General features: G+C 68.9%; 22 protein-coding genes. 15 read left to right on the forward strand and 7 right to left on the reverse strand.

The window, feature by feature from the left end; translation table 11 throughout:
- The first annotated feature begins 23 nt into the window (after nucleotides 1-23).
- From JOE57_RS11130 to JOE57_RS11140, 3 genes are all read left to right on the forward strand, one after another.
- On the forward strand, nucleotides 24-485 hold the full coding sequence (locus JOE57_RS11130; protein ID WP_204917958.1) for a DUF3151 domain-containing protein: 462 nt from the start codon (nucleotides 24-26) through the stop codon (nucleotides 483-485).
- A 79-nt stretch (nucleotides 486-564) separates the two neighbouring features.
- Nucleotides 565-1,848, forward strand: a complete 1,284-nt coding sequence (locus JOE57_RS11135) for an adenylosuccinate synthase (RefSeq protein ID WP_204917960.1) — start codon at nucleotides 565-567, stop codon at nucleotides 1,846-1,848.
- Nucleotides 1,849-1,905: 57 nt separating this feature from the next.
- Complete coding sequence (locus JOE57_RS11140; protein WP_204917962.1) at nucleotides 1,906-2,940, forward strand: LacI family DNA-binding transcriptional regulator; 1,035 nt, start codon at nucleotides 1,906-1,908, stop codon at nucleotides 2,938-2,940.
- Here JOE57_RS11140 and JOE57_RS11145 read toward each other — a convergent pair.
- Genes JOE57_RS11145 through JOE57_RS11165 form a run of 5 tightly spaced genes read right to left on the reverse strand, consistent with a single transcriptional unit; the run spans nucleotide 2,930 to nucleotide 7,831 of the window.
- Nucleotides 2,930-3,325 carry a hypothetical protein gene (locus JOE57_RS11145; protein WP_204917964.1) on the reverse strand — a complete coding sequence of 132 codons (396 nt, stop codon included), beginning with the start codon at nucleotides 3,323-3,325 and terminating at the stop codon, nucleotides 2,930-2,932. The genes JOE57_RS11140 and JOE57_RS11145 overlap by 11 nt on opposite strands.
- Before the next feature lie 31 nt (nucleotides 3,326-3,356).
- On the reverse strand, nucleotides 3,357-4,607 hold the full coding sequence (locus JOE57_RS11150; RefSeq protein WP_204917965.1) for a glycoside hydrolase family 32 protein: 1,251 nt from the start codon (nucleotides 4,605-4,607) through the stop codon (nucleotides 3,357-3,359).
- Nucleotides 4,604-5,485, reverse strand: coding sequence for a carbohydrate ABC transporter permease (locus tag JOE57_RS11155; protein ID WP_204917967.1), 882 nt, complete (start codon nucleotides 5,483-5,485; stop codon nucleotides 4,604-4,606). Before JOE57_RS11155 ends, JOE57_RS11150 begins: the two co-directional genes overlap by 4 nt.
- A gap of 7 nt (nucleotides 5,486-5,492) precedes the next feature.
- Entirely contained in the window at nucleotides 5,493-6,440 is a 948-nt protein-coding gene (locus JOE57_RS11160; RefSeq protein WP_204917969.1) for a carbohydrate ABC transporter permease, read from the reverse strand.
- The gene (locus JOE57_RS11165) at nucleotides 6,437-7,831 is read right to left on the reverse strand and encodes an ABC transporter substrate-binding protein (protein WP_204917971.1); all 1,395 of its coding nucleotides are present in this window, start codon (nucleotides 7,829-7,831) and stop codon (nucleotides 6,437-6,439) included. Before JOE57_RS11165 ends, JOE57_RS11160 begins: the two co-directional genes overlap by 4 nt.
- Before the next feature lie 161 nt (nucleotides 7,832-7,992).
- Here JOE57_RS11165 and purD point away from each other — a divergent pair, with 161 nt between their 5' ends.
- From purD to JOE57_RS11190, 5 genes are all read left to right on the forward strand, one after another.
- A complete protein-coding gene (gene purD, locus JOE57_RS11170) occupies nucleotides 7,993-9,261 on the forward strand; it encodes a phosphoribosylamine--glycine ligase (RefSeq protein WP_204920394.1) in 1,269 nt (422 codons plus the stop codon).
- A 10-nt stretch (nucleotides 9,262-9,271) separates the two neighbouring features.
- A complete protein-coding gene (gene purB, locus JOE57_RS11175; protein ID WP_204917973.1) occupies nucleotides 9,272-10,714 on the forward strand; it encodes an adenylosuccinate lyase in 1,443 nt (480 codons plus the stop codon).
- Between the two features lie 80 nt (nucleotides 10,715-10,794).
- Complete coding sequence (locus JOE57_RS11180) at nucleotides 10,795-11,589, forward strand: ABC-2 family transporter protein (RefSeq protein ID WP_204917975.1); 795 nt, start codon at nucleotides 10,795-10,797, stop codon at nucleotides 11,587-11,589.
- Nucleotides 11,582-12,403 (forward strand): ABC-2 family transporter protein, encoded by an 822-nt coding sequence (locus JOE57_RS11185; RefSeq protein WP_204917977.1) that lies wholly within the window; start codon nucleotides 11,582-11,584, stop codon nucleotides 12,401-12,403. The genes JOE57_RS11180 and JOE57_RS11185 overlap by 8 nt, the downstream gene beginning before the upstream one ends.
- A gap of 2 nt (nucleotides 12,404-12,405) precedes the next feature.
- A complete protein-coding gene (locus JOE57_RS11190) occupies nucleotides 12,406-13,368 on the forward strand; it encodes an ABC transporter ATP-binding protein (protein WP_239578920.1) in 963 nt (320 codons plus the stop codon).
- Nucleotides 13,369-13,375: 7 nt separating this feature from the next.
- Here JOE57_RS11190 and JOE57_RS11195 read toward each other — a convergent pair whose 3' ends face one another.
- The gene (locus JOE57_RS11195) at nucleotides 13,376-13,558 is read right to left on the reverse strand and encodes a PspC domain-containing protein (RefSeq protein WP_204917981.1); all 183 of its coding nucleotides are present in this window, start codon (nucleotides 13,556-13,558) and stop codon (nucleotides 13,376-13,378) included.
- Between the two features lie 138 nt (nucleotides 13,559-13,696).
- Between JOE57_RS11195 and JOE57_RS11200 the strand changes: the two genes are divergently transcribed.
- From JOE57_RS11200 to purL, 5 genes are all read left to right on the forward strand, one after another.
- Nucleotides 13,697-14,572, forward strand: coding sequence for a phosphoribosylaminoimidazolesuccinocarboxamide synthase (locus JOE57_RS11200; protein WP_204920395.1), 876 nt, complete (start codon nucleotides 13,697-13,699; stop codon nucleotides 14,570-14,572).
- Between the two features lie 79 nt (nucleotides 14,573-14,651).
- The gene (gene purS / locus JOE57_RS11205) at nucleotides 14,652-14,933 is read left to right on the forward strand and encodes a phosphoribosylformylglycinamidine synthase subunit PurS (protein WP_204917983.1); all 282 of its coding nucleotides are present in this window, start codon (nucleotides 14,652-14,654) and stop codon (nucleotides 14,931-14,933) included.
- Nucleotides 14,933-15,613 carry a phosphoribosylformylglycinamidine synthase subunit PurQ gene (purQ, locus tag JOE57_RS11210; RefSeq protein ID WP_204917985.1) on the forward strand — a complete coding sequence of 227 codons (681 nt, stop codon included), beginning with the start codon at nucleotides 14,933-14,935 and terminating at the stop codon, nucleotides 15,611-15,613. Before purS ends, purQ begins: the two co-directional genes overlap by 1 nt.
- A 13-nt stretch (nucleotides 15,614-15,626) precedes the next feature.
- Entirely contained in the window at nucleotides 15,627-17,639 is a 2,013-nt protein-coding gene (locus JOE57_RS11215; protein ID WP_204917986.1) for a hypothetical protein, read from the forward strand.
- A 10-nt stretch (nucleotides 17,640-17,649) separates the two neighbouring features.
- Complete coding sequence (gene purL / locus JOE57_RS11220; protein WP_204917988.1) at nucleotides 17,650-19,938, forward strand: phosphoribosylformylglycinamidine synthase subunit PurL; 2,289 nt, start codon at nucleotides 17,650-17,652, stop codon at nucleotides 19,936-19,938.
- 153 nt (nucleotides 19,939-20,091) lie between these two features.
- Here the strand turns inward: purL and JOE57_RS11225 are convergent, their stop codons facing one another.
- Entirely contained in the window at nucleotides 20,092-20,856 is a 765-nt protein-coding gene (locus JOE57_RS11225) for a sugar isomerase domain-containing protein (protein ID WP_204917990.1), read from the reverse strand.
- Nucleotides 20,857-20,986: 130 nt separating this feature from the next.
- Here JOE57_RS11225 and JOE57_RS11230 point away from each other — a divergent pair, with 130 nt between their 5' ends.
- Nucleotides 20,987-22,360, forward strand: a complete 1,374-nt coding sequence (locus tag JOE57_RS11230) for a dipeptidase (RefSeq protein ID WP_204917992.1) — start codon at nucleotides 20,987-20,989, stop codon at nucleotides 22,358-22,360.
- Between the two features lie 159 nt (nucleotides 22,361-22,519).
- Entirely contained in the window at nucleotides 22,520-24,064 is a 1,545-nt protein-coding gene (purF, locus tag JOE57_RS11235; RefSeq protein WP_204917994.1) for an amidophosphoribosyltransferase, read from the forward strand.
- Nucleotides 24,065-24,073: the final 9 nt, after the last annotated feature.

Consider the following 24,073-nt stretch of genomic DNA (forward strand, 5'->3'; position numbering starts at 1 on the left):
GCACGATGGGGCAGGATGGGGAGATGACCGAGCCTCACGTGCACCAGAACCTTCTTGCCGGCGGCGCCGGACCTGCACCGACCCAGCTGCCGGTGGACCCGGCGGCCGCCGAGCTGGCCCAGGGTGGCCGGGAACGGTTCCTCGAGATCGTCTCGGCGCACCCGACCTCCTGCCTGTGCTGGGCCATGCTGGCCGAGGAATCACTGGAACCTGACACCCCGGCCGGCAATGTCGCCGCCTATGCGTACGCCCGGACCGGCTACCACCGCGGGCTGGATGCGCTGCGCCGGGCCGGCTGGAAGGGTGCCGGGCCCGTCCCGTGGGAGCACGAGCCGAACCGCGGTTTCCTCCGGGCGCTGTGGGCACTCACCCGCGCAGCCGAGCGGATCGGTGACACCGTCGAACAGCAACGGTGTGCACAGTTCCTGCGGGACTCCTCCGAGACCGCGTACGCCGAACTGACGGGATCGGGCACGCAGCACTGAAACCCGGTAGAGTGACGCCGCAAGAGTCCCCGCGGCGAGTGCCTGGGGACTTCACTCTTTGAGCAGAGGCGGCGATCACATGCCGGGCATTGTGATAGTGGGTTCACAGTGGGGCGACGAAGGAAAGGGCAAGGCCACCGATCAACTCGGCGACCGGGTTGACTTCTGTGTCCGCTACTCCGGCGGCAACAACGCGGGTCACACCATCGTCGTCAACGGCGAACGCTATGCCCTGCACCTGCTTCCCTCGGGGATCCTGAACCGCAACACCGTTCCGGTGATCGGCAACGGCGTCGTCGTCGACCTGGACGTGTTGTTCCAGGAGATCGAGGGGCTCGCTGCCCGAGGTGTGGACGCCTCACACCTGCTGGTGTCGGCCAACGCGCACATCATCGCCTCCTTCCACCAGACCATCGACAAGGTCACCGAGCGCTTTCTCGGCAAGGCCAAGATCGGCACCACCGGACGCGGTGTCGGCCCGGCCTATGCCGACAAGGTCAACCGGATCGGCATCCGGATCCAGGACCTCTTCGACGAGTCGATCCTGCGCCAGAAGGTGGAGGCCTCGCTGGAGCAGAAGAACCATCTGCTGGTCAAGGTCTACAACCGTCGCGCCCTCGACCCGGTGCAGGTGACCGAACACCTGCTGTCGCACGCGGACCGGATCAAGCCGCACGTCACCGACGTCAGCCGGGTCCTGAACGATGCCCTCGACCGTGGCAAGGTGGTGCTGTTCGAGGGGGCCCAGGCGCACCATCTTGATGTTGATCATGGCACCTATCCCTATGTCACCTCGTCCAACCCGATCGCGGCCGGGGCCTGTGTCGGCACCGGGGTCGGGCCGACCCGGATCGACCGTACGGTCGGGATCGTCAAGGCCTACACCACCCGCGTAGGGGAGGGGCCGATGCCGACGGAGCTGAACGACGAGAACGGTGAGCGGCTGCGCCAGGTCGGCGCCGAGTTCGGCACCACCACCGGGCGCAAGCGCCGCTGTGGCTGGTTCGACGCTCTGGTCGTCGAGTCGGCCACCGCAGCCAACGCCTTCACCGACCTGTTCCTGACCAAGCTGGACATTCTGACCGGGTGGGAGAAGATCCCAGTCTGCGTCGGCTACGACGTGAACGGGACCAGACATGACCGGATGCCGATGTCACAGTCCGACTTCCACCATGCCGTCCCGATCTACGAGGAGCTGGACGGGTGGACCGAGGACATCTCGGGGTGCCGCGACTTCGCTGACCTGCCCAAGGCGACCCAGGCCTACGTCAGGCGACTGGAGGAGCTGTGCGGTGCCCGCATCTCGGGCATCGGCGTTGGTCCGAGCCGCGAGCAGTCGATCACTCTTCACGACCTGCTCTGACCGGAGCCCGGCGATCCCCGGAGGGCGACCTCACTCGCGTTAGGTTAGAGTGTCCGCATGGTGCGCAAGGCAACGTCGCAGGACGTCGCGACGCTGGCGGGAGTGTCGCGCAGTGCGGTGTCGTTGGTCCTCAACGGACGCGGAGACGGCAACATCGCCGCGGACAAGCAGCTGGCGATCCTGGCTGCGGCCAAGAAGCTGAACTACACGCCCAACTCGGTGGCGCTCAGCCTGCGCAACCGACGGACCAGCACGATCGGTGTCGTCACCGATGCCATCGCGACCACGGCTTTCGGCGGCGGTCTGCTGCAGGGTGCCGCCGAGCAGGCGCGCCAGGCCGGCTACCTGCTGCTGGTGGTCGACACCCACTACGACACCGACCGGGAGCGGGAGGCGTTCATCACCCTGCGCGACCGCCAGGTGGACGGCTACCTGTACGCCGCGATGGGGCTTCGGCCGTACACCCCACCTGAGCTGCTGCGGTCGGTGCCGGCGATGCTGGCGAACTGCTTCGACCCGGCGAGCTCGATCGCGGCCGTGACGGCCGACGAGCTGGCCGGCGGCCGGGCGGCGGCCCAGATCCTGGTCGATGCCGGCCATACCGACATCGTCATGCTGGCCGGCACCACCGACGTCGAGGCAACCCATCACCGGATCGAGGGATACCGTCAGGTGCTGTCCGAGGCCGGCCTTCCGGTGGCCGAGCCGATCATCAGCGGCTGGGAGATCGACAAGGGCTACCAGGCCGCCATCCAGGTGCTGAGCGGGCCACGGCGCCCGACCGGCGTGCTCTGCGCCAACGACCGAGCCGCGGTCGGGGTGGTGCTGGCGGCCGGCCGGCTCGGGCTCGCGGTACCGGAGGACCTGTCGGTGGTGGGCTATGACGACGACGAGAACGTCGCCCCCTGCATGGCACCGCGGCTGACCACGATCGCCCTGCCGCACCGCCAGATCGGCGAGGAGTCGATGCGGATGCTGCTGAGCCAGCTGAGTGGAGGAGCCCGCCCGGCGCCGGTGACCCTCAAGCTGCCCTGCCCGCCGGTGCTGCGCGACTCGGTGGCAGCGCCGCGACGTTCCCGGGTCAACGGCTGAGCTTGCCCTCGGAGTCGATGTCCTGACACAGGCAGTGAGGGGCGGAGGCCTGCTTCACCTGGCCGACCGCAACCGCGCGGAACCGCAACGTGGTGTCCGCGGCCAGCTGCCGAACGCCGGCGGCTGCGGCTCGCGCCTCCGCCTCCGAACCTCGGACATTGAGCACGATCTCGCCGGTGGCCGCGTCGACGAAGATGCTTGAGATCAGCGGATAGGCGGCCCGCCAGGCATCCGCGCCTGCGGTGATGGCGCGCTGGGCCGGGCTCGTCGACTCCGCCAGCACCACGCTCTGCGGCGCCGCCTCGCGGGCCGGCGACTGGAGGCCGCTCAGGCTCAACGAGATCGCACCAACGGCCAGCAGCAGGCTCAGCAGCGAGTTCTTCATGTCGGGTCCCATGCTAGCGAGGACGCGGGGGTCAGTCCGTGCCGAGCCGCCACACGGTCACGTCGCCGCCGATATCGGCCCGCACCTGCCAGAAGGACGTGGTGTCCGGATAGGTACGCGAGGTCGCCGGCAGGCCGCCGGTCGGGAACGCCTCGACCAGGCTGCCGTCGACGAACACCCGACCGCCGCGGGGGAGTGCGGCCACCAGCTGCTCACCCTCCGCAGTCAGCAACACGACCGAGGCGGGGCCGGAGGACACCACCTCGAAGGAGCGTTCCGCGAAGCTCTGATCTACCGGCAGCTGCTCCCGACGGAGCCCTTCGAGCTCGGGTGCTGGCCGGGAGGCGACCGTGTCATCGACCAGGAACAGCTCCCTCGGGTAGGTCAGGACCCCGGCCCAGCCGGCCGCCGCCACTTGCTCGGGAGTGCGTCCGTCCTCCCACGACCACCCCCACAGCAGGGTGCGCCCGGACTGGACCAGCAGCTGGGGGGCATAGAAGGTCGGCCCGGCGTCCAGCACGCCTCCGGTGCTGGGCACGAACCGCAGCCCGTCACCGTGGCTCTCCAGGTCGCCGAGCAGATACCTGACGCCGTCGAGCCGGTGCTGGCCGTCGATCCACAGCCAGAGTGAGGTGACCAGCACCCAGCGGTCGTCGAGGGGGACCAGGTTGGGGCACTCCCAGATGTTGGCCGGTGCGAACTTCGCCGCCACCGGGTCGTCGCTGGTCAGCAGCGCGCCGAGCGGGGTCCACCGGGTCAGGTCGTCGCAGCGGTAGAGCAGGATCTGCGGTTGACCCTCCTTGTGCCCGGCGCCCTGGATCGCGTACCGGTGACCTTGGAACTCGAAGAGGAACGGGTCTCGGACGTCGGTGACCGCGCTGTCCTCCGGCATTCCCATCACCGACTCGGTGCCCTGGTGCCAGCGCTGCAGGGTCCGGTCACTGCGCGCCAGCAGGACCTCGGACCGACCGCTGCTATCGGCGACCGCGCTGTAGACGGCGGTGGGGACACCGCGGTCGTCGGTGACGCAACCGGTCCAGCAGCCGTACTGGTCGAGCTCGCCCGGTCGATCGACCAGGGCGATCGGCTCCTGCCGCCAATGCGTCAGGTCCGTCGACGAGATGTGGCCCCACTTGATGGCGGCGTGGGTAGGGGAGTCCGGGTTGTACTGGAAGAAGACGTGGTACGTCCCGTCCACGTAGGCGAGTCCGTTCGGGTCGTTCAGCCAACCGCGGTCCGGACGGCCGTGCAGGGCGGGGAAGGAGGGATCGGTTCGGGTCATTTGCTCGTTCCTGCGGTGAGGCCCTCACGCAGCGGTCGCTGCCCGAAGACGAAGACGATCAGGGCCGGGATCATCGACAGCACGACGCCGGCCAACACAGTGGAGACGCTACCGGTACCGAGGTTGCCCTGCAGCGATACCAGCCCCAATGGAAGGGTGAAGTTCTGCTCGCTGATGGTCATGATCAGCGGGCGGAAGAACTCGTTCCAGTGGTAGTTGAAGGCGAGGATCCCGACGATCGCCAGGCCGGGCATGGCCAGCGGTGCGTACACCGACACGAAGGTGCGGAACGGGCTGGCGCCATCGATGGCGGCGGCCTCGGCGAGCTCGGCCGGCAGGCCAAGGAAGTACTGTCGCATCAGGAAGGTGCCGAACGCGGTCGGGATGGCGGGCAGGATCAGGGCCAGCAGGGTGTCGGAGAGCCCCATCCCCCGGATCAGCATGAAGACCGGAACGATCGTCACCTGCATCGGCACCATCATCGTCGCCAGCACGATGGCGAACAGCGCCCGGCTGCCTCGGAAGTCGATCTTGGCGAAGGTGTAGCCGGCCAGCGCCGCGGTGAACATCTGACCGAAGGCGCACAGTCCGGTGACCAGGGCGCTGTTCCAGACCAGCAGAGCCATGTCGACCTGGTTGAAGACGTCCAGGTAGGCGCTCAGGCCGAAGTCGGTCCGATCCGTGCCGGCCACCTGCGGGGTCAGCGAGGTCCAGAGCGTCCAGATCACCGGGCCGAGGGTGAGGAAGGTGGCGACGGCCAGCACCACGATCTTGCCGATGATCGACGGGCTGGGGACGCCGCGTCGTCGGCTGCTGCCGATGGGTGGCCGGCTGGACGGGGTGGTGGTGGCGGGCGACTGCAGTGTCGTGGTGTTCATGATGCCCTCACTGGTAGAAGACGAAGCGGCGGCTGAGGCGGAACTGGAGCGCGGTGACGCCCATGATCAACAGCGTGAGCACGATGCCGATGGCGGAGGCCCGACCGAACTGCAGCTGCTGGAAGGCTGACTCGAAGATCACCATGACTGCGGTCCGGGTGGAGTCGCCGGGGCCGCCACGGGTCAGCACGTACGGCTGGTCGAAGATCTGCAGCGCGCTGATGATCGCCATCACCGAGGCGACCAGCAGGGTGGGGCTGACCAGGGGCAGGGTGATGTTGCGGAACTGCCGCCAGCCGGTGACGCCGTCGATGGAGGACGCCTCATAGACGTCCTTGGGGATCGAGGCGAGGCCACCGACGAACAGCAGGAAGGAGAAGCCGAAGTTCTGCCAGACGTAGACCAGGATCACCACCACCATGGCGCCGCCGGGAGAGGTCAGCCACGGCACGGCGGGCAGCCCGATCAGGGCGAGCGCCGCGTTCACCAGACCGAAGTCCTGGTTGAACAGGTAGGCCATCACCAGCGAGACCGAGGCTGCCGAGAGGATCAAGGGGAAGAACAGTGCGGACCGGAAGAAGGTGCGCAGCCAGCTGGGCATCTTCGACTGGACGAAGACGGCCAGTCCCAGCGCCACGGCAAGCTGCAGGGTGACGGCGACGATGACGAAGCCGATGGTGTTGAGGAAGGCGACCCGCACCGTCGGGTCGGTGCCCATCTCCACGAAGTTGTCGACGCCGACGAACTTCGGTGACGAGATGATGTCCCAACGGAAGAACGCCAGCAGGATCGAGGCGACGATCGGGACCAGGGTGAACAACGTGATGCCGATCACCGTCGGTGCCAGGAAGGCGCCGGCCATCAGTTTCCTGGCCCTGGTGGCGCGTCGACCGGTGACGGCGTGCGGCGCCGCGGTCGGCTCGAGCTGTGGCCGGGTGGGGGCGGTGACGGTCATGACTTCCTCCTCAGGGCGATGTCGAGGTCTCGCTGCATGGTTCCGAGTGCGCGCGGAACCCCTGCTGCCGGCCCGGTGATGGCACCGAGCACGTTCTTGATCAGGGCCGTCTCGACAGCTGCCTGCTGCGGCGGCGCGGGGATGGGACCGGTGGTGGGGAAGCGGTCCAGCGTGTCGTAGAAGACCTGCCAGTGCTTCGGCCCCTTGCCGGAGTAGAAGGCCTCGTTGACCATCGAGCGGCGCGTCGGGGTGGTGTTCGGGTCCGGCATGGCCAGCGCCATCGCCTCCTTGGAGGCGCAGAACTTGATCCACTCCCAGGCCTCGTCCTTGCGCTCGGACGTGCGCATGATGGTGTAGCCGGCGGCGCCGAACTGGTGTCGCTGGCTGCGCCACCTCGGGAAGAACGAGACGTCGAAGTCGTCCTCGGCCATCCCGCCCTCGTTGAGCCCCTGCACCCAGAAGCCGCCGGCCGGGGTCATGCCGATCTTGCCCTGCGCGAACCGCGCCACCAGCTCGTTGCCGCCACCCTGCGCCGGGCTGGATGCGAGCCCCTCGGCGACCAGCGCCCGCAGGTACTCGAACGTCTCGGCCACCTTGGGATCCTCGGCGTTGGGCTCCAGCCACTGATAGCCGCCGCTGCGGCTGGCCGAGCTCGGATCCTTGGCATAGAACGTCTGCCAGAACCAGTCGCCGCCGGTGGCCTTCGACTCGGCCAGGAAACTGGTGTCGTTGATGTAGAGCCACGGCACCACGCCGCCCCAGAGCCGGTTGGTCCAGAAGAACGAACGGAAGTCGCCCGTGGCGCCCTTGCGCATCGCCCGGGCGTAGTCGACGAAGTCGTGCTGCGTCCAGTCGGTCTTCGGCCGCTCCAGCCCGGCGCGGTTCAGCGCAGCCGTGTTGTAGTAGACGTTTGCGGCGTTGAAGTCCATCGGGAGCTGGTACAGGCTGCCCTGGTACATGAACGCCTCGAGCAACGACGGGTGCACGTCGTCGAAGTAGTCCTGGATCTCCGCCTTGTCCCGTCGGACGAACTCGTCGAGCGGATGGGCCAGCCGGTCGGCGAACAGCTGGGCTCCCTCGGTCGCGACGACGCAGACGTCCGGGGGTGTGCCTGCCGCGACCAGAGTGAGGATCTTGGCGAAGAAGTTGCTCCAATCGGCGCCCTGGATCGCCTGGACCCGGACCGGGATGTCCGGGTGCCTGGCGTTGAAGGCCCGCACCAGGTTCTGCCGCGCCTCGGCGTCCTGGGCGGTGCCGAGGATGGCGATGTTGAGCGCGTCGGTGTTGCGGCCGGGGATGTCGCGTGCCGTCAGCCTCTTTCCGGACGCCGCGACGCCGAGGGCGCCGGCACCGAGCAGGCCCAACAGGGCTCGGCGAGAGATGTCTGCCATGCGGCTACTCCTCTGTGAGTACGAATCTCTGTACTGCGAAGTGTCAGATCGCCTAACACGTGTTAGGAAGCATGCAACATCGGCCTCACACGTGTCAACCCTGAAACCGGAAAGAGTCGGCGTACCGCTCTCGCTAGGCTCTGGGCGTGGCGGGAAGAGAGATCGCGGGCAGGCGGGTCCTGGTAGTCGGGTCGGGCGGGCGGGAGCACGCGCTGGTGCTGGCGCTGAGTCGTGACCCCGGCGTGGCCGAGGTGCACGTGGCACCAGGCAACCCCGGCACCGCCTCGATCGCCACCAACCATCCGGTCGACCCGCTCGACGGGCCCCAGGTGGCGCGGTTGGCGACCTCCCTGGCCGCCGACCTGGTGGTCATCGGTCCGGAGGCGCCGCTGGTGGCCGGGGTCGCCGACGCGGTCCGGGAGGCGGGCATCGCCTGTTTCGGCCCGACTGCCGAGGCCGCCCGGATCGAGGGCAGCAAGTCATTCGCCAAGGAGGTGATGGCGGCCGCCGGGGTGCCGACCGGAGCGTCACGCACCTGCCGCACGGTGGCCGAGACCACCGCTGCCCTGGACGAGTTCGGTCCGCCCTACGTGGTCAAGGACGACGGACTGGCCGCCGGCAAGGGTGTGTTGGTGACCGAGGACCGGCAGGCCGCCCTCGGGCATGCGGCCGGCTGCCCGCAGGTGGTGGTCGAGGAGTACCTGGACGGACCTGAGGTGAGCCTGTTCGCCATCACCGACGGCAGCACCGTGCTGCCGATGCAGCCGGCGCAGGACTTCAAGCGGGTCGGGGACGGCGACACCGGTCCGAACACGGGCGGTATGGGCGCCTACACGCCGCTGCCGTGGGCGCCGCGCGACCTGGTCGAGGACGTGCTCGCCACCGTGCTGCAGCCGACCGTTGACGAGATGGCCCGGCGGGGCACCCCCTTTGTCGGGCTGCTGTACGCCGGCCTGGCGCTCACCTCCCGGGGTGTCCGGGTGATCGAGTTCAACGCCCGGTTCGGCGACCCGGAGACACAGGCCCTGCTGGCTGTGCTGGAGTCACCGCTCGGCGAGGTGCTGTATGCGGCTGCGACCGGGACCTTGGCCGACCAGCCGCCGCTGCGCTGGCGGCCGGGGGCAGCGGTAGCCGTAGTCCTGGGCGCGGAAGGCTACCCCCAGCAGCCGGTCGTCGGTGGCAGGATCACCGGCGCCGACGGCCAGCTCAGCGACGGCGCCCAGGTCATCCAGGCGGGCACCGCGGTGGACGACGAGGGACACCTCATCAGCTCCGGCGGCCGGGTGCTCGCAGTGGTCGGGGCCGGCGACGCGCTCGACTCCGCGCGGCGCGCGGCCTATGACCGGATCAGCCGCATCTCGTTGCCGGGCTCCTTCTACCGCAGTGACATCGCCGAGGCCGCCGCGACGTCGGCGTCCGTACCCGAATAGAGACGATCACATGAGCACAGCTGCCGTTCCCAACGTCCTCGCCAACCGCTACGCCTCGGCCCAGATGCGGACGCTGTGGTCGCCGCAGAACAAGATCATCAACGAACGACAGCTCTGGATCGCGGTGCTGGCAGCTCAACGCGACCTCGGCGTGGACTTCGGCGGTGACGACCCCGATGCGGTGATCAGGTCCTACCAGGCGGTGATCGACAAGGTCGACCTGGGCAGCATCGCCGAGCGCGAGAAGGTCACCCGGCACGACGTGAAGGCCCGGATCGAGGAGTTCAACGCGCTGGCCGGACATGAGCACGTGCACAAGGGGATGACCAGCCGGGACCTGACTGAGAACGTCGAGCAGCTGCAGATCCTGTCCGCGCTCAAGATCATCCGCGACCGGGTGGTCAGCGCCCTGGTCCGGCTCGCCGGACTGGCGACCGAGCACGCCGAGCTGGCGATGGCGGGTCGGTCACACAACGTCGCCGCCCAGATAACCACCCTGGGCAAGCGGTTCGCGACCGCCGCCGACGAGCTGCTGGTCTCCTACGCGCGGCTGTCGGAGCTGATCGAGCGCTATCCGCTGCGCGGCATCAAGGGTCCGGTCGGCACCAGCCAGGACATGCTCGACCTGGTCGGCGGCGACCAGGAACGGCTCGCCGACCTCGAACGGCGGGTGGCCGAGCATCTCGGCTTCGCCCAGGTGTTCACGAGCACCGGACAGGTCTACCCACGGTCGCTGGACTACGACGTGGTGACCGCGCTGGCCCAGGTGTCCGCAGCGCCCTCCAACGTCGCCACCAGCATCAGGCTGATGGCCGGGCACGAGCTGGTCACCGAGGGCTTCCGCCCGGGCCAGGTCGGCTCGAGTGCGATGCCGCACAAGATGAACACGCGGTCCTGCGAGCGGGTCAACGGCCTCGCCGTGGTGGTCCGTGGCTATGTCTCGATGGTGGGCGAGCTGGCCGGTGACCAGTGGAACGAGGGTGACGTGTCCTGCTCGGTGGTCCGCCGGGTGGCGCTGCCCGACGCCTTCTTCGCCCTCGACGGGCTGTTCGAGACGTTCCTCTCCGTGCTGGAGGACTTCGGCGCCTTTCCGGCGGTGGTCAACGCCGAGTTGCAGCGCTACCTGCCGTTCCTCACCACCACGAAGGTGCTGATGGCCGCCGTGCGCAAGGGCGTCGGGCGCGAACAGGCCCACGAGGCGATCAAGGAGCACGCCGTCAGGGTCGCCCTGGAGATGCGCGAGACCGGCCGCGGCGACAACGACCTGATGGATCGGCTCGCCGCCGACCAGCGGCTCGGGCTCAGCAGGCAGGAGCTCGCCGACCTGGTCACGACCCCGCTGGAGCTCGCCGGCACCGCCACCAGCCAGGTCGCGACCATCGCCGCCGAGGTCGCTGCCATCGCCGAACAGCATCCGGAGGCCGCGGCCTACCAGCCGGGACAGGTGCTCTGAGGGGCGCGACACGCCCGGGCGGGCCGCCGACTCGCCCCTCTCGTTGACCTCGGGTCCGGGCGGTCCTAAGTTCTGCGACTGTGCATCGCTACCTTGAACTCGCCCGGGCCGAGTTCAGGCGGCACAGCACCTATCGGCTGGCGATCGCCGCCGGCATCTTCACCAACACCATCTTCGGCTTCATCCGGGCGGGGGTGCTGTTCGCGGCCATCGCCGCCGCCGGTGGCTCGATCAACGGCTACGACCCCCAGCAGGCCTCCACCTACGTCTGGTTGGGCCAGGCGCTGCTCGCGCCGGTCGCCATGTACGGCTGGACCGAGGTGTCGGACCGGGTTCGGACCGGACAGATCGCCATCGACCTGGCGCGACCGGTCGACCTCCAACTCTCCTACTGGGCCAGGGATCTTGGCCGCGCGGCCTTCGCCCTGCCCACCCGCGGCCTTCCTCCACTGCTGCTGGGTGCGCTGATCATCGGGATCGCGCTGCCGCCGTCCTGGACCGCCTATCCACTGGGCCTGGTCAGCCTGGTGCTCGGCATCTCGATCAGCTTCCTGTGCCGCTACGGGATGAACCTGATCTCCTTCTGGACCCTCGACATTCAGGGCTACCTGAACGCCTACGTACTGGTGCTGGGGCTCCTCAGCGGCTTCTACGTCCCGGTGCACATCTTCCCGGACTGGCTGCGGCAGGCGGCCTACGCCTCGCCCTTCCCGTCCATGTTCCAGGCGCCGATCGATGTCCTCTCCGGGCGGGCGTCCGGCGTCGAGGCGTTCCCTGTGCTCGGCGTCCAGCTGCTCTGGCTCGTGCTGCTGGTCGTCCTGACCCGGCTGATGCTGTGGCGGGCTGCCAAGCGCCTGGTGGTGCAAGGTGGCTGAACCGTACGCCCGGCTCTCGGGTCGGCGGACGTATCTCACCCTGATCGGTTCCCGGATTCGCAGCCAGCTGACCTACCGGTCCAGCTTCTTCGTCAACCTGGTCAACTCCTTCTTCCTCGGGCTGCTCGAGTTCACCGAGATCTACATCCTGCTGCACAACGCGCCCACCCTGGGCGGCCTGACCTTCCTCCAGGCCGCGCTCGTGTTCGGGCTGGCCAACCTGGGCTTCGCGCTGGCCGACCTCGTCTTCGGCCAGGTGGACTCCATCCCGCGCTACCTGCGCGAAGGGACGCTGGAGGCCTTCCTGGTCCGCCCGCTGCCGCTGCTGGCCCAGATGATCACGGCCGACTTCCAGCTCCGCCGAGCCGGCCGCGCGGTGTTCGCTCTGCTGGTGCTGATCATCGTCCTGGTGCGGATGGACCTCGACCTGACAGCCGCCACCACCTCTCTGCTGCTCGCCACACCGGTCGTCGGTGCGGCCATCTACGGCGCACTGTTCGTGCTCGCAGGCGGTATCCAGTTCTGGATCATCGACGGCACCGAGTTCACCAACGCCTTCGTCTATGGCGGTGCCTACGCCGGTCAGCTGCCGGGCAGCGTGCTGATGCTCCCCATCCGGGTACTGTTCACCTTCGTCGTGCCGGCCACCATCACCGGTTACGTGCCAGCATTGTTGATCATGGGACTGCCGGGGCCGCCCTGGCTGCCGGCCTGGCTGGGCTGGTTCGCACCGGTGTTCGCGGTGTCGATCTGGACGCTGGCCGGCCTGGCCTGGCGATTGGGGATTCGGAAGTACACCGGAGCGGGAGGATGACCATGGCGCCGATCATCGAGCTGAACGAGGTGCGGCGGAACTTCGTCGTCCGGGCCAGGGCCGGCCGGCTCCGCCGGACCAAGCGGGTCGTGCACGCGGTGGATGGGATCACGGCCGCCGTCGCTGCCGGGGAGGCCTGCGGCTACATCGGTGCCAACGGTGCCGGCAAGTCGACGACGATCAAGATGCTGACCGGGATCCTGGTGCCGAGCGGTGGCTCGGTCCGCACCTGCGGCTTCGACCCTGTTCCTGAGCGGCGCGCGCTGGCCAGGCACATCGGTGTGGTGTTCGGCCAACGCAGCCAGCTGTGGTGGGACCTGCCACTGGGGGAGTCGTTCCGCGTCCTTGCTGCGATCCACCGGATACCGCCGGGCGTCGCCGGCACCCGGATCGACCAGCTGGTGGAAGGGCTGGACCTGGCACCGTTCCTGGACACTCCGGTCAGACAGCTGTCACTGGGCGAGCGGATGCGCGGTGAGGTTGCGGCCGCGCTCGTGCACCGGCCGAAGCTGCTGGTCCTGGACGAGCCGACCATCGGCCTGGACATGATCAGCAAGGAGCGGCTGCGGCAGTTCCTGGTAGCCGAACGCCGATCGGAGGGCACCACCCTGCTGCTGACCACGCACGACATGAGCGACATCGAGCGGTTGTGCGACCGGGTGCTGGTGGTGGACCAGGGCCGGCTGGTCTACGACGGCACCCTGCCGGGGCTGGCTCAGCGGGTGGCGATGCAGCGGGTGCTGGTCGTCGACCTGCTCGCGGAGCACCCGCCGCTCCAGATCGAGGGGGCCGAACACATCGGCAGCGAGCTGAACGGGGTGCGCCAGCGACTGTCCTTCTCACCCGAGGAGAACACCGCCGCCCGGGTGTTGGCGGCCGTCTCCTCCCAGGTCGAGGTCAGGGACCTGACACTGGAGGAGCCGGCCATCGAGGACATCGTCAGGACGCTCTACTCCCGACAGTGAGTCCCGGTCAGGACTCCTCAGGGATCAGCAGCCAGCCGGCGATGTAGAGCAGGATCTGCGGGCCCGGCAGCAGCATGCTGAGCACGAAGGCGAGTCGGACGAGGTTGGGGTTCAAGCCGAAACGGCGAGCGATCCCGGAGCAGACGCCCGCAATCATCCGGTCGTTCCTGGGGCGGGACAGTGTGGCCATTTCTGTGCGTCCTTTCTGGACTGGTGTGGTGTGGTGCCTCCACTGTGACGCACCGGAAGTCCGTCCGACAGAGGATTGCTGGGTCGGTCAGGGCGGCTTCAGGGACGTGTCGGGGGCGGACCCTAGAATGCGGATGTGCTGAAGACCACGTACGCGACCGAGCTCGACCTGCCGCTGGTGCACACAGGTAAGGTGCGCGAGCTGTACGCGCTGGGCGATGACCGGTTGCTGATGGTGGCGACCGACAACATCTCCGCCTTCGACTACGTGCTGCCGACACCGATCCCGGACAAGGGAAAGATCCTCACCCAGATGTCGCTGTGGTGGTTCGACCAGCTGGCCGATGTGGTGGACAACCATGTCCTCTCCACCGAGGTGCCCGCCGCCGTCAGCGGACGCGCGGTGGTCTGCGAGCGGCTGCAGATGATCCCGGTGGAGTGTGTTGCCCGGGGTTACCTGACCGGCTCCGGCTGGCTGGAGTACCAGCAGAGTGGGACCGTCTGCGGGGTCGCGCTGCCGGCGGGATTGGTCGACGGTTCCCGGCTGCCGGAGCCGATCTTCACCCCCGCCACCAAGGCGGCGCTCGGCGATCACGACGAGAACATCAGCTATCAGCGGGCAGCCGAGATGGTGGGGGAGCCGACGGCGGACCGGATCCAGGAGCTCACGCTGGCGATGTACAACGCGGCCGAGCAGATCGCCCGAGAACGCGGCATCATCCTGGCCGACACGAAGTTCGAGTTCGGCGTCCGCCCCGACGGCGACATCATCGTCGCCGACGAGGTGCTCACCCCCGACTCGTCGCGGTTCTGGGAGGCGTCGAGCTGGCGGCCCGGTGGCGCCCTCGAGTCCTACGACAAGCAGTTTGTCCGCAACTGGCTGCTGCGCGAGTCCGGCTGGGACCGGACCAGCGGTGAGCCGCCGCCACCGCTCCCCGACGAGATCGTCTCCGCCACCCGGTCCAGGTATGTCGAGGCCTACGAGCGGCTGACCGGGCTGACCTTCGCCGGCTGATCCTGCCCAGCGAGCGGACCTCGGCTCAAGGGGTGAGTCCGGAAAAGGCGGTGCGGTCCCGGGCCGATACCATTCGGGCATGGCCCGTGTAGTCGTCGACGTGATGCCCAAACCCGAGATCCTGGACCCGCAGGGCAAAGCCGTGACCGGCGCCCTGGGCCGGTTGGGGTTCGACGGCATGTCCGTCCGGCAGGGGAAGCGGTTCGAGCTGGAGATCGACGGCGAGCTCGACGATGCGCGGCTCGCCGAGGTGCATCGGGCGGCCGAGATGCTGCTGGCCAACACGGTGATCGAGTACTTCACCGTACGGGTGGAGGATGCGCCGGCGAGCGCTTCGCCTCCTGCGGAGCAGGGAGCCTGATGGGTCCGCGGATCGGGGTGGTGACCTTCCCCGGGTCTCTCGACGACCACGACGCCCTGCGGGCGGTCAGACTGAGCGGCGCCGAGACGGTGCCGCTCTGGCACGGCAGCGACTCGCTGGATGACGTGGCAGCGGTGATCCTGCCCGGCGGCTTCTCCTACGGTGACTACCTGCGCTGCGGGGCGATCTCCCGGTTCGCCCCGGTGATGTCGGAGGTGATCAGGGCCGCCGGGGCCGGGATGCCGGTGCTGGGCATCTGCAACGGCTTCCAGATCCTCTGTGAGGCCAAGCTGCTTCCGGGTGCCCTGATCCGCAACGACGTCCGGACGTTCGTCTGCAGGGACCAGCGGCTCAGGGTCGAGTCGGTGGACACCACCTGGACGTCGGCCTTCGAGCTCGGTCAGGAGATCACCATCGTGCTGAAGAACGGCGAGGGCGGTTTCGTGGCCGACGCGGAGACGGTGAACCGGCTCGAGGGCGAGGGCCAGGTGGTCTTCCGCTACCTGGAGGGTAACCCGAACGGGTCGTTCAACGACATCGCCGGCGTCACCAACGAACGGGGCAACGTGGTCGGGCTGATGCCGCATCCGGAGCACAACGTGGACCCGCTGACCGGCCCCAGCCTGGACGGCCTGCCCTTCTTCGCCAGCGTGCTCGACTTCCTCGCGGCAGTGGCGTAGTCGCTCCGAACCGATGGCGGTGCGACCAGTCCGGCTGGCCCTGATCCTGCTCGGCCTGCTGACCGTGTTCGCCGGGCTGCGGGGCATCCACGGCCTGCTGCCCGACGCGACCGAGTCGGAGCTCTACACCGATCGGGTGGTCGTGGTCGGCGTCACCGGGCGCTACCAGCCCGACCCGACCGACGCCCGGATCCTGGCGGCACATGCGGATCGGGTCCAGGTCGGTGCGGTGTCCGTCCGGCCGCGCTACGTCGGTGACTGCGCGGCTGCGGGCTGGACCACCCTGGGAGCCGGCCGCCGGGCCGCCGTCGGCGGTCTGTGCCAACCGGAGGTCAGCGGCGGCCTGGTGACGGACTGGCCGATGCGACAGGGTGCCATCCGGGCCCGCAACGGTGACGCCCGGTTGGGCACACTGGCCCGGTCGGTGCGTGGCTGCGTCGCCGCAGTCGGGCCCGGCGCGGCCCTGGCGGCGGCCCGGCCGGGGGGCACTGTCGCGGACTACCGCACTGTGGAGGCCTTCTCCGGCGGAGGGTTCACCCTCGGCTGCCCCATCACCCTGGTCGACGCCGGTCCGGCGTCGGATGAGGTGATCAGGGCGCTGGCCGGACGCCCGGAGGTCACCCTGATCGTGACCGGCATCGGACCAGCGACCGGGTCGAACGACCCGGGACTGCAGCTGATCTATCGGGTGGGCACCACCCTGCCCGGCTGGTTGACCTCGGCCAGCACCCGGCGACCAGGGGTGGTGACGATCAACGACCTGACCCGGACGTTGATCGACTTCGGCACCGGCGGCTCACCCGGGGCGGCGGCGAAGGCGGTCGACGGGGCCCCTCTGGCCGTGGTGTCGGGCACCGTGTCACCTGATCGGGTGCACCGACACCTGCGATCGTTGGCGGCATTGTCGGACCAGGCGCCGATCGGCTATCTGTCGTTGGGTGCCGGCGGTCTGCTGTTCTTCGTCACCATGATCATCTGCCTGATCCGGCGTCGTTACGCGCCGGCCCGGCTGGTCGGGGCGCTGGCGGCGGTGCTAACCGCGGTGATGATGCTGACCGGATCCGCACCGTGGCAGGACGCCTCCAGGCCGGGGCTGTTCCTGAGCCTGCTGATCGGCGTGCTGGCGCTGATGCTGACCAGCGTCGCGCTGCTCGGCGCACGCTTGGCGCGGGTGCCGGTGGCCGTGGCCGCGGCCGCCCTGACGATGGCTGCGTTCACCGCTGACGCCGCCCTCGGAGCCGTGATGCAACCGGGCAGCATGCTCAACTCCCGGCCCATCTTCGCGCTGCGCTGGTATGGCTTCGGCAATGTCACGTTCGCTGCGTATGCGGCCGCCGGACTGGTCCTGGCGTACGCGCTGGCGAGCCGGCTGCGGCTGGCGGGTCGGCCTCGGCTGGCCGGCGGGACGGTGCTGCTGGTCGGCCTGGTGGTGATCATCTGTGAGGGCTGGCCGGGCATGGGCACCGACTTCGGTGGCGTGATCGCTCTGACGCCGGGCGTGCTGTGGCTGGCCTATGTCGTGTCCGGGGTGCATCCGGGCTGGCAGCGCCTGCTGGGCATCGGATTGGCCGCCGTCGTCGCCATCAGCGTCATCTCGCTGCTGGACTGGCATCGGCCGCCTGACGCCCGCAGTCACCTGGGCGACTTCGTCCAGCGGATCATCGACGGCGACGCCGGTGACGTGGTGTTCCGCAAGGCGGTGGCCTCCCTGCACACCATCATCAGCCCGCTCGGCATCGGTTCGCTCGTCGTCGGCGTGGGGCTGTGGCTGGTCATCTTCCGCTATGCCCTGCCCCGGATCGAGGTTCTCCGGCTCAGGCCGGTGGCGGTGGCCGCACTGGGCACCGCCATCCTCGGAACCCTGCTCAACGACGGCGGGATCAGCGTCTGGCTCACCCTCACCGCCGCCTTCAGCGTGACCTGCCTGTCGTTGTGGCTGGACCGGGTCGCCGAGGTCGGTTCGGTGCGCCTGCCGAGAGCGGCCGAGGGACGATCGGCGTCAGAGCCGACCGTCACCAGACGGTAGCGTTGGCCCCGTGGCGGACACAGTTGAACAGGCACAGAGCACGGCCGACCTCGCTCAGCCCTGGGCCGAGCTGGGGCTGAAGGCCGACGAGTACGACCGGATCCGGCAGATCCTGCAGCGGCGTCCCACCGCCTGCGAGCTGGCGATGTACTCGGTGATGTGGTCGGAGCACTGCTCCTACAAGTCCTCCAAGGTCCATCTGCGCAAGTTCTCCGAGCTGCCGGCAGAGACGCCCATCGGCAAACTGCTGGCCGGAATCGGCGAGAACGCCGGCGTGATCGACGTCGGTCAGGGCTACGCGGTCACCTTCAAGATCGAGTCCCACAACCACCCGAGCTACGTCGAGCCCTATCAGGGGGCGGCTACCGGTGTCGGCGGTATCGTCCGGGACATCCTGGCAATGGGGGCGCGGCCGATCGGCGTGATGGACCCGCTGCGGTTCGGGCCGCTGGACGCGCCGGACACCCTGCGGGTCCTGCCGGGGGTCGTCGCCGGGGTCGGCGGCTACGGCAACTGCCTGGGCCTGCCCAACATCGGCGGGGAGGTCGTCTTCGACCGGACCTACGCCGGCAACCCGTTGGTCAACGCCCTCTGTGTCGGCGTACTGCGACATGAGGACCTGCACCTGGCGTACGCGTCGGGCAGGGGCAACAAGGTGATCCTCTACGGCGCCGCCACCGGCGGCGACGGGATCGGCGGTGTCTCGGTGCTGGCCAGCGAGACCTTCGACGTCGCCGACGACGGCACTCGGAGTGGGCCCGCCAAGCGCCCCAGCGTCCAGGTCGGCGACCCGTTCATGGAGAAGCTGCTGATCGAGTGCACGTTGGAGATCTTCGCCGCAGGACTGGTCAGCGGCATCCAGGACCTGGGCGGTGCCGGGCTGTCCTGCGCCACCTCGGAGCTCGCCAGCGCCGGCGACGGCGGTATGCACGTTGATCTTGACCTGGTGCCGTTGCGGGACTCCACGCTCAGTCCGGAGGAGATCTTGATGAGCGAGTCGCAGGAACGGATGATGGCCGTCGTCGAGCCGCACAACGTCGATGCGTTCATGGAGATCTGCCGCAAGTGGGACGTGCTGGCCACCGTGATCGGCGAGGTGACCGAGGGCGACCGGCTGGTGATCGACTGGCACGGCGAGACCGTGGTCGACGTGCCGCCGCGGACCGTCGCCCACGAGGGTCCGGTCTATGACCGCCCGTACCACCGGCCCGACTGGCAGGACCGGGTTCAGGCCGACGTGCCGGACGCGCTGGCCAGGCCGCGGACCGGTGACGAGCTGGCCGAGACACTGCTCCGGCTGGTGGGCTCACCCAACCTGTGCGACAAGTCGTGGGTGACCGACCAGTACGACCGCTACGTCCGCGGCAACTCCGTGCTGGCCCAGCCCGAGGATGCCGGCATGCTGCGAATCGACGAGGACAGCCAGCTGGGGGTGGCCCTGGCCACCGACTGCAACGGCCGGTTTGCCTACCTCGACCCGTACGCCGGTGCCCAGCTGGCGCTGGTTGAGGCCTACCGCAACGTGGCCGTAGCGGGGGCTCAGCCGGTGGCGATCAGCGACTGCCTAAACTTCGGATCGCCGGAGGACCCGTCGGTGATGTGGCAGTTCACCGAGGCGATCCGCGGTCTCGTCGACGGCTGCCTCGCCCTCGGCACGCCGGTCACGGGCGGCAACGTGAGCTTCTACAACCAGACCGGTGAGACGGCGATCCTGCCGACGCCGGTGGTCGGCGTGCTCGGGGTGATCGACGACGTCCGTCGGCGGACGCCGATCGGGTTCAGCGCCCCCGGACACGAGATCGTTCTGCTGGGGGAGACCAGGGACGAGCTCGCCGGCTCGGTCTGGGCAGAGGTGGTCCATGATCATCTTGGCGGGACCCCACCACGGGTGGACTTCGAGCACGAGAGACGGCTGGCCGAGCTGATGATCAACGCCAGCCGCGCTGGCCTGCTGTCGGCAGCACATGATCTTGCCGACGGCGGTCTGGCCCAAGGGCTGGTCGAGTCCTGCCTTCGGCACGGTGCCGGTGCGAAGGTCTACCTGCCCGAGGAAGCCGACCCGTTCGTCACACTGTTCTCCGAGAGTGCCGGCCGGGTGCTGGTCGCGGTCGCCCCGGACAAGGTCCATGAGTTCACCGGGCTCTGCGCCGACCACCAGATCGAGTATGCCCGGATCGGCACGGTGCAGCCGGTAGCGGCCGACGCCGAGCTCACCGTCGACGGCCAGTTCAGCCTGCCGCTGACCACCATCCGGACGGCCTGGGAGGCCCCGATCCCCACCGCCCTGCAGCTCCGCTAGGGGCGGCTGGGCGGCGTCGGTTTCCCAAGTCAACTAGGGATTCGGTCACTTGACGGGGCAAATCTGCCTGGCCCTGTGACGGTTTCCCTAGTTGACTAGGGAAACCGACACACCCATCACGTACGAAATATCGGATGCGAAGCGGGCCCGACGTCAGGGAGCGCTGGTCTTGACCCGGTCGCCGTAGCGGTCGCGGAGAGCGTCGTTGTGTGCGTCCCCGCCCGGGATGTTGGCCGAGATCAGGATCGGTACGGGCTGCTCGGCCTCGAGCAGCAGGCCGCAGATCTCGGTCACCAGCATCTGCGCGATGAGCGTGCCGGTCAGTGACGAGGTGGCGGTGGTGTTGCCGCCGGTGGGGAGCTGCAGGGCCGCATCACCGAAGACGCCGCCGTTGTCGATCACCACATCGGCCAGCTGATAGAGCTTCTGGCCGCTCGGGTGACGTGAGTCGATCTTGGTGGTGTGGTCCATCGAGGTCACGGCGATCAGCTTGTGACCGCGTTCCTTGACCAGCCGGGCGAGCTCGACGGTGGAGCCGTTGCCACCCGAGTTAGAGCAGATGATGAAGATGTCGGCCGGGTCGATGTGGTGCACGGCCAGCAGCCGTTCGGCCAGCGAGTCGTCCCGCTCCAGCATGGGGTCAAGCACGTCCATCGGCTCGGTGTCGCCGAAGAACACCAGGTCCGAGATGGACAGCTTGCTGGCCGGCACCAGGCCGCCGGCGCGGCCGGCGATCTCCATCGCGAAGCTGCGCGAGTGGCCGGTTCCGAAGACCTGGATGATCCCGTTCTTGCCGAGCTGCTGAACGATCAGCTTGGCTGCCTCCGAGATGTTGTCCTGCTGGGTCTCCACCACCTTGTTGAAGGCGTCCTGGAGGAGCTGAACTGCGGTCTTCTGGTTGATTCTTGGGTGGCTCATTGTTCTTCTTTCGTCGATCAGTGGGCCCAACGTCTGGGATTCGGGCCCGGACCAGAGTAAGCCCCCGACCGGCGAATCGTTCATTCGAGCCCATCTGATCCGGGCCGCGACGCTCGCCTAGGCTCGGGCCATGGATCTTCGTGCCGCCGTCGAACGTGAGCTTCCGGGAGTCCTCGAGGACCTGAGACGCCTGGTGGCGATCGAGTCGGTCAGCGCCGACCCCGCCAGGGCCGCCGAGGTGCAGCGCAGCGCCGACACGGTGGCTGCGCTGCTGACGGCTCTGGGCAGTCCGGACGTACGGGTGGTGGCCGAGGGCGGCGCGCCGGCGGTGATCGCCCGGTTCCCCGCCCCGCCGGGGATGCCCACGGTCTGCCTCTACGCCCACCACGACGTACAGCCGACCGGTGATCCGGCGAGCTGGGACACCTCGCCGTTCGTGGCGACCGAACGAGGCGACCGGCTGTTCGGGCGCGGCGCGGCCGACGACAAGGGCGGCCTTGCGGTCCATCTGGCTGCACTCCGGGCCTTCGGTGGCCGGCCGCCGGTGGGCGTCACCCTGTTCGTCGAGGGCGAGGAGGAGGTCGGGTCACCGTCCCTGACGCGACTGCTGGACGCCCATCACGCCCAGCTCGCCTCGGATGTGTTCGTCATCGCCGACTCGAGCAACTGGTCGGTGGGGGAGCCCGCGTTCACCACCACCCTGCGCGGCCTGGCGGAGTGTGTGGTCGAGGTACGGACCCTCGACCACGCGGTGCACTCGGGCATGTACGGCGGGGTCGTGCCGGATGCGCTGACCGTGCTCTGCCGGCTGTTGGCGACTTTGCACGACGACGCCGGCACGGTGGCGGTGGCAGGTCTGCACTCCGGCCCGGGTCCGGATCTGCACTATCCCGATGACAGGTTCCGGGCCGAGTCCGGGATCCTCGACGGCGTCTCCTATCTCGGCCAGGGCACCCTGGTGGAGCGGCTGTGGGACCAGCCGGCGATAGCGGTGATCGGGATCGATGCGACCTCGGTGGCCGACGCCTCCAACACCCTGGTGCCCAGCGCCCGGGCCAAGATCAGCCTGCGGGTCGCGCCCGGCGACGACGCCGGCAGGGCCCTGCAGCGGCTGACCGAGCATCTGGAGCAGCACGCGCCCTGGGGGGCCAAGGTGACCGTGACGCCGGGTGAGATCGGGGAACCCTCGGTGATCGGCTTCGAGGGGCCGTACGCCGAGGCGGCCCGGGCCGCCTTCACGCAGGCCTGGGGCCGGGAACCGGTGTTCGTCGGGCAGGGCGGCTCCATCCCGATGGTGGCCGAGTTCGCGCAGGCCTTCGCCGACGCCACCGTACTGGTGACCGCTGTGGTCGATCCGGACTCGCGGATGCACGGGGCGAACGAGTCGCTGCATCTGGGCGACTTCGCCGCCGCCTGCCTGGCCGAGGCCCTCCTCCTGCAGCGGATCGCCGACCACGCCGCCGCTGACCCGGTACACGGGCTAGCTGACCCCGTACACGGCTAGGGAAACTGTCACAGAGCGGGGCAGATTTCCCTGGCTTCGTGACAGTTTCCCAAGTCGACTTGGGAAACCGCGGCGGGAAAACGGCCACACCGAGCCCGCTCAAGCCGCCGCCGCGGGCGACGGGAGGGCGGAAGCGCTCAGCGCGGTAGGCTAGGCCGCGTGCCAGGTGCAGATGGTCGGTTGACCCATGATCTTGACCCCCACGATCGTGGCCCCCAGGACGCCTGCGGAGTCTTCGGCGTGTGGGCCCCGGGCGAGGAGGTCGCCAAGCTGGCCTACTTCGGGCTCTACGCCCTGCAGCATCGTGGCCAGGAGTCGGCCGGTATCGCCGTCAGCAACGGTTCCCAGATCATGGTCTTCAAGGACATGGGCCTGGTGTCCCAGGTCTTCGACGAGTCCACCCTCAACTCGCTGCGCGGGCATCTGGCGATCGGGCATGCGCGCTATTCGACCACCGGTGCCAGCATCTGGAAGAACGCCCAGCCGACCTTCCGGCCGACGGCATCGGGGGGCATCGCCCTCGGTCATAACGGCAACCTCACCAACACGGTCGAACTGGAGTCCTGGCTCGGCGAGCGGGACCAGCCCGGTGAGACGCTGGTGCCCGGGGCGCTTGGCAATGAGGCCACCAACGACACCTCGCTGATCACGGCGCTGATGACCACCTACCCCGAGCTCAGCATCGAGGCGGCCGCCAAGGAGGTGCTCCCGCATCTGAAGGGCGCGTTCAGCCTGGTCTTCATGGACGAGGAGACGCTCTATGCGGCCCGTGACCCGCAGGGCATTCGGCCGCTGGTCCTCGGCCGGCTGGAGCGCGGCTGGGTGGTCGCCAGCGAGACCGCCGCCCTGGACATCGTGGGCGCCTCGTTCATCCGCGAGATCGAGCCGGGCGAGATGATCGCCGTCGACGCGTCCGGTCTGCGCAGCAGTCATTTCGCGCCGCCGGCACCGAAGGGCTGCATCTTCGAGTTCGTCTACCTGGCCCGGCCCGACACCACCATCTCGGGCAAACGGGTGCACTCGGTGCGGGTCGAGGTGGGCCGGACGCTGGCCAGGGAGTACCCGGCCGACGCCGATCTGGTGATCCCGGTGCCGGAGTCGGGCACGCCGGCCGCCATCGGGTACGCCGAGGCGTCCGGCATCCCCTACGGCCTCGGGCTGGTGAAGAACTCCTACGTCGGGCGCACCTTCATCCAGCCGAGCCAGACGATCCGTCAGCTGGGCATCAGGCTCAAGCTCAACCCGCTGCGGGATGTGATCGCCGGCAAGCGGCTGGTCGTGGTCGACGACTCGATCGTGCGCGGCAACACCCAGCGGGCGCTGGTGCGGATGCTGCGCGAGGCGGGTGCCGCCGAGGTGCACGTCCGGATCTCCTCGCCGCCGGTGAAATGGCCGTGCTTCTATGGCATCGACTTCGCCAGCCGGGCCGAGCTGATCGCGACCGGGCTGAACACTGACGAGGTCTGCCGTTCCATCGGTGCCGACTCGCTCGGCTATGTCACTCTCGACGGCCTGGTCGCCGCCACCGAGCTGGCCAAGGACGACCTGTGCCGGGCCTGCTTCGACGGCGTCTACCCGGTCGAGCTGCCGCTCAGCGAACGACTGGGGAAGACGGCTGTGGACGAGCAGACGCGCACCGACGCGGACGGCCTGGCCACCGCGGCGGCCGGGGTCGGCGCCTCCGACGCGCTCAGCCGCCCATAGGCTCACCGC

Source organism: Microlunatus panaciterrae, assembly GCF_016907535.1.
Lineage (GTDB): Bacteria > Actinomycetota > Actinomycetes > Propionibacteriales > Propionibacteriaceae > Microlunatus > Microlunatus panaciterrae.